4 protein-coding genes are annotated in these 5,812 nt (G+C 66.2%); 2 read left to right on the top strand and 2 right to left on the bottom strand.

Annotation, left to right across the window (positions count from 1 at the left end):
* Positions 1 to 937, top strand: a 937-nt coding sequence (locus JSV65_10380) for a hypothetical protein (GenBank protein UCH32999.1), incomplete at its 5' end; no start/stop codon positions are given.
* 102 nt (positions 938 to 1,039) lie between these two features.
* A complete protein-coding gene (locus JSV65_10375; GenBank protein UCH32998.1) occupies positions 1,040 to 2,257 on the top strand; it encodes a hypothetical protein in 1,218 nt (405 codons plus the stop codon).
* 70 nt (positions 2,258 to 2,327) lie between these two features.
* Here JSV65_10375 and JSV65_10370 read toward each other — a convergent pair whose 3' ends face one another.
* Positions 2,328 to 5,081 (bottom strand): glycoside hydrolase family 99-like domain-containing protein, encoded by a 2,754-nt coding sequence (locus JSV65_10370; GenBank protein UCH32997.1) that lies wholly within the window; start codon positions 5,079 to 5,081, stop codon positions 2,328 to 2,330.
* Positions 5,082 to 5,198: 117 nt separating this feature from the next.
* The coding region (locus JSV65_10365) for a hypothetical protein (protein UCH32996.1) at positions 5,199 to 5,812 on the bottom strand (614 nt) is incomplete at its 5' end.

The raw sequence follows: 5,812 nt of genomic DNA, 5'->3' as shown, positions 1-5,812 counted from the left end.
GTTGGCTGGCACGATTGAGCGCGATGCGGACGCGGCTGAAGGGCTCGCCGCCGTCGCCGCCAGGAGCGAACTGGCGGGCGCGGTGGCGGGCCTCGCGGCTCTTGTCGAGTTCCTGCGTGTCGACGCCGACCTGGCCGCGCTGATGTTCCGCTATCTCGGCGATGCGCGCCTCAGGATTGCGGACGCGGGGCCGGCGGCGGCGCGTGAGGAGATTCTGAGCATGCTTGCGGCAGGCGAGCGCATTATCCCGGAGCGCACGACATTCCGGCAGAAAGCGACGGCGCTCGTTGCCGACTACGCGGCTCGTTATCAGCGGCACCACGCCGAGGTGCACTCCGTGGCGCGGTTCCGGGCATATGCGGATGCACGACGGGCGGCCGAGTTCCGCGCGCTGCTCGCATTGGCACGGTTAGGGCTGAGCGGCCGCGCTGCTGACGTGGAAGCGAACCTGCGCGCGCAGATGGAGCGGCACTGCGCGGGCGGACGGCTGCACGAGGCGCTACTCCGAGGGCCGACGTGTCCCGACTGCGGCTTGGCGCTCGGTGAGGACATTGAGTTGGTCGCGCCGGAGGGAATCCTAGCGGCTTGCCGTGAGGCGTTGAAGCAAGAACTCAGTGATCTGGCAACGCGGCTGGGGCAGTTGGAGTCCGCCTTGCACGCGGAAACGGATCCGGCGAAAGCGGCTGCCGTGAAGCGCGCGCTTGACGTGCCGCCCGACGCCTCGGCCGCATCGGTGCTTGAGGCCTTCTCGCCGGTGGTGGTGGAATGGCTGGCGGCGGCGCTGCAGGCGCGAGCCGCATCACGCGCGGCGGTTGCCGAACTGCAGACGTTCCTTCGCGGCAAGCGTCTCACGCGCGAGCAGGCGCTGCGGGCGTTCGGGGAATGGCTCTCTGCTCACGGTGCGGCGCAGGACGGCGATACTGTGGAGTTCGAATAGGCTGACCGAGGCGCCGCTGGGCGCCGGATGGCGCCGGCCCGCGTCGGTGTATCGTGCCGTTGGTGCGCTGTCTGGTATGATTGCCAAAGCTCGGGGGAAACCGTGATCCACGCCGTTATCGCTCTCGCAGTCTCGCTGTCACCGGCGGCCGCGTCGCCGGCGGAGCCCGTTAGGTCGCTGACCGTGAAAGGGCGCCTCGTCGCCGTCAACGACCGTCCTACATTCCTGGTCGGCCAGATGTCTCACCACGCCGCTATGGGTCGCTCTCTGGACGAGATAGCGGAGATCGTGGACGTCATGATGCTGCCCTACGGCATGAATCTGTGGGTGGGCGACTTCGGCGCGATTGACTTCGGAGCGTGGAATGAGGTCGTCAATGTTCGCCGCGACCTTGAGCAGGGCACCCGCCAACACGAATACCCGTGGATGCGCACGGGGCCCGGGGAGACGGTCTTCGGCGGGCCGCGATTCGATCTCGATCGGTTCGATGAGAGTTACTTCAAGACGCTTCGCGCGCGGCTGAAATTCCTCAACGAGAAGGGCATCGTGCCGGTGGTCGGCATCTTCACGGAGCACGCGATAGACCACCCGCTCCACTGGCGCGGACACCCATTCCACCCCGAGAACAACGTCAATGAGCTAGGCCTACCCGGTGACAAGGCAATCCCGGAGTTCTTCGAGAATCGGCGGGCACTGGAGTACCAGGAAGCCTACGTGCGGCGGCTGCTCGGAACGCTGAGCGATGTGGCGTACATTCTCAGCCCCTTCGGTGAGGCGAAGCGCGCTCCGTCCGGTTACATCAACCGGTGGCTGCGGCTGTGCGAGGAGCACAAGCGGCGCTCGGGCGCCTCGCCGCTCGTGTGTCTATCCGGGTCATCCGAGGTGCTGGATCGGTTCGCCGCAGATCCGGCAGTTGACCTGATAGATGTCTATTGCTATCACGGCGGGCGATACGATGACCCCGAGGTCAATGTGCCGGAGGGTGACCTGGGCATACGCGCCACGTTGCGAGAGGCGTGGCGGAAGTACCATAAGCCGGTGGGCAAGCTGTACCACAAGTACGGCTATCCCTACGAACACCCAGGATCCCGGTGGGCCGATCCCGACACGGGCACGGACGGGGGCGGCCCGCCAACCGCCGCCAGGGATGCGCTCGGCGCGGTTCACGAGGCCGGAGGGTTCGGGTGTTTCTTCAAAATGGCGTGGCAGCGCGACCGCGGCCGGTATCTCAAGCCGGACCTGTGGTCATCGTACATCCTCGAGTTCCGTGAAGCCCTCACGCGCGAGGAGCCGAGCGTACAGCGTCATCTACGTGAATAACTCCGCGCGGCGAGACCCGGGACCTTGAGACTCAGCAACGCCGACCTGTGACGCCCATGAATAGTGCGGGCTACTCGACCACGCGGATGTAATCCACTTCCACCTGCATCCCGGCGGTCCAGCCGGGATCGAGGCGCAGCCGCTGGATATCCCCGGCCCAGGTCGGCACATTCCCGACGTCGAGCACGTACTCGTGGAACTCCCCGTCGGCGATGATCTCGAACCGGCAACTCGTCGCCTCGCTTTCCGCGAGCAGGGTGCTGCGCCAGAAGAGCTGGGCCGAGCCGGGCGCCTCCGGCCCATCCACGCGCATGCGCACCAAGACGCGCCGATACTGCGCGGCGTCTATCTCCACCGCCGGGCCGAAGAACGCGGGATCGCCCCCGATGGTCGTCGCCTTGAGAGACCCGTCTTCAGCGCGCACATCGGTCATCTGCATCACGCTGTCCCAGCCCTCGGCGTCGCCAGGCGTCTCGAACTCCCAGGCACGCTTGTCAAGCGCCTCGGGCGGCATCTTCACGTCGTACGGCCCGAGGCCGATATCCTCGGGCACGACGTCCGCATGCTGCTCCGGGGCCTCGGTGAAGACCCGCCGGATGGCGTCGAGATAGCCGAAGCCGTACGGTCTGGTCGGCTCGATGTATGACCCCTCGCCGAACTCGTTCCACGCCTCGATGATCGCCATGCGCAGCTTGGGCGGCTGCTCTCGCTCCTCGAGCAGCGCCTTCGCGCGCCGACACATATCCTCGAAAAGCTCCGGCGTGTTGTCATAGCGCACGAGCGCGTGGTCGCCGTGCCACGGGCGCGAATCCCAACCCGGGGCGAGCGGGACGATGCATTTGATCTCGTCGCGGTCGAGGAACTCCTTCCAGATCTCCTCATACCCCGTGACCATCGTGGCGTACGGCGCCCAGCGCTTGCCCTCAGAACCGGCGGCGGGGTAGTTGTAGCCGGTCGCCGCGTCGTAGCCCTCGCGCGCGAGCCGCGCGGCCTGCGCGGGAACGGCGCACGCCGCGAGATACAGCCCGGGCAGGCCCTCCGCGCGGCACAGCGCCCGCATCTTCTCGAACGCTGCGGCCACCGCCGCGCTCCCCATGTCCTCGGTCAGGCGGCCCGGCGAGAAGAGAACCACCAGCGGCTTGCCCTCAACCGTCTGGTACTGCGGCAGCTTGAAGTAGTTGTCGAGCCAGTAGCGGGTGACGTTCAGCAGGTCTTCTTCTGACGACGTGCCCGGCGGGTTGTGATTCGCCCACAGCAGACAGAACTTGAGATGGTCCTTGTAGCGGGCATTCATGTAGCCGTCGTGCAGCGCGTGGGTGAGGTGCATCGAGCCCTGGATCCAGTACCAATCGTAGATGAAGAAGTCTATGCCGTGTTCGGCCGCCCACTTGATGTGCCAGTCCGCGACTTCCGGATCGCCCTCGCGGTAGAACCCGAGGTACGGGATCGGGAAGCGGGCTCGGTTGATGGGATCCCACCGGCCCCCGGTGTCCCAGCCCGGGAAGTAGTACACGCCAACCTGCCAGTCGTCTTGCGCGGGCCGCGGCTCGGGGACGTAGGGCTTGCCATCGGCTGTCGCGGGCTTCGCGGGCTGGGGCGCGGGATACGCCACCGTTGTGTGATAGGTCTGCGGCTCGATGTTGTCGCCCTCCACCGTGACGGTGAACTCGGCGTCGCCCGGGCGGGTAGGTCGCAGCGACCAGCGGAACCTCGCCTGGCGCGTGACGCGCAGCGGGGCATCAGGCGCCGCCTCGACGGACGGCGCGCTGACGATGGTCAGCCATTCAGGAGCGCTGAGAGTGGCGCGCAGGCCGCGGGCCGGCTCGCCTCCGCGGTTGCGCAGGATGCAGATGATGGTGGACTCGCGGTCGGCTCGTGTCACTGCGCGTTCGGGATTGAAGTCAACCAGTTCCAGATCCGTCCGGCCTTCCGGCTCCGACGCCAGGGTTATGCTCTCGATCTCGAAGCGGGCATCGGTCGCCAGCGAAGGCGCGAGGCCCAGCCCGATGACTCCCGCGCCGCCCGGCTGCGGTCCCGCCGCGAGCACGTTGTACGTGTGAAACCGGCCGTCGGCAATCACCTGAAACGATCGGCGCGCCATGCCGGGGGCTCCTGCGGACAGGACTTGCAACTCCCCTGCCCGGCCCGCATCAACCCGCATGCGGATGGTCGCCCAACTGAGGCCGGGGCTTTCTGCGGCGAACCGTGGAGACATCAGAATCGGAGCGGGGCCGGTGACGCGTCCGGCGAGGCGCCCTGCGACGTGATTGATCTCGATGTCCTGGAGCGCACGCCAGCCCGCAACATCGTCTGCGAAATCCCATGCGGTCGCATCCGTTTCTGGGGTGGGTATCTCGGTCACTCGCACAAAGTCAATCGTTATGTGCGCGTCATCGGGGGGATCTAGGCGCAGGCCGATGATCTGCGGGTCACCGTGCCAGAAGGGGTAGATGGTATAGACGTGAAACTCGCCGTCCCCCTTGACCTGGAAGACGGTTTCGCGGTCGGGTTGGAAGCCGCCGTACGGCCCCTCGGTGTTCGGCGCCCAGAAGAGCTGCGCGACGCCGGCTCGATCGCTCGACATGCGGATCTCAACGCGCTGGCCAATGGATGTCGGGAATGGGGGTACCGGCGGGGACACCACAATGGGATCGTCGTCACCGACCTCCGCGCGCAGGCAGCCGTCTGAGACATGCAGGTCGCGGACCTGGCCATTTCCCATCCAGTCCACCAGGTCGGGATCCTCGAACTCCCAGGCCGGCAGGTCGGCGGCGAACGCGGTGGAGGCGAACAGGACGAACAGGAGCACGATTGTGATGCGCATGTCCAACCTCGATGCATGGAGTGGCTGTAATCTTCTCTGCGGGGGCGGAGGGAGCCTGCTGACTGATGCTGAGACGAGGCGCCGAAGGGCGCGGTAGTCGCCGCTCGCGCGGGCGGTTCAGACCATCTTGCGGAAGATCAGGCAGTAATGGTGGTGATAGTTGGGGACGAAGACCTTGGGGTAGCCCCAGATGCCGAGCGGCTTGGTGTTCTGACACCACACCTTCTCGCCCTGGAAGAGAAAGGTACGACCAATGCGCCGGGCGAGATCCCAGGCGAGCGGCTTTACTTCACCATCCGGCGCGCGCAGGTTCTGAGCGACGACGACGAGGTATCTTCCCGGCGCGAGGCAGTCGTGGACGCGATCGAAGACGTTGCCCAGGCCTTCCACAAAGCCATCGTACTCCTGGACATTGCCGAGATCTGTGGGATCATCGGAGTAATGCGTGTCGAGCTTCTGCTCGGCGCGCTGCTTGTGCTTCGACTTGACGCCGCCGCGGCTGGTGCGCAGCATGTTCCAGTACGGGGGTGACGTGATGACGAAGTCCACCGACCCTTCCTCCAGAGGCAATTCTCTTGCGTCTGACAACTCGATCCTCGCCTCCGGCAGGCCGTTGCCTTTGCCCTTGAAGGGAGCAACGCCCGCAATCCTCTTCGCCGCCGCCCCGAACTTCTCCAGCGGACGGATCGGAGCCTTGTCGTAGGCACGATGTGGCCGACTGTGAGAGACAT

The organism is Armatimonadota bacterium (assembly GCA_020354555.1).
Classification (GTDB): Bacteria; Armatimonadota; Hebobacteria.
This window is presented reverse-complemented; position numbering and strand designations above follow the sequence as displayed.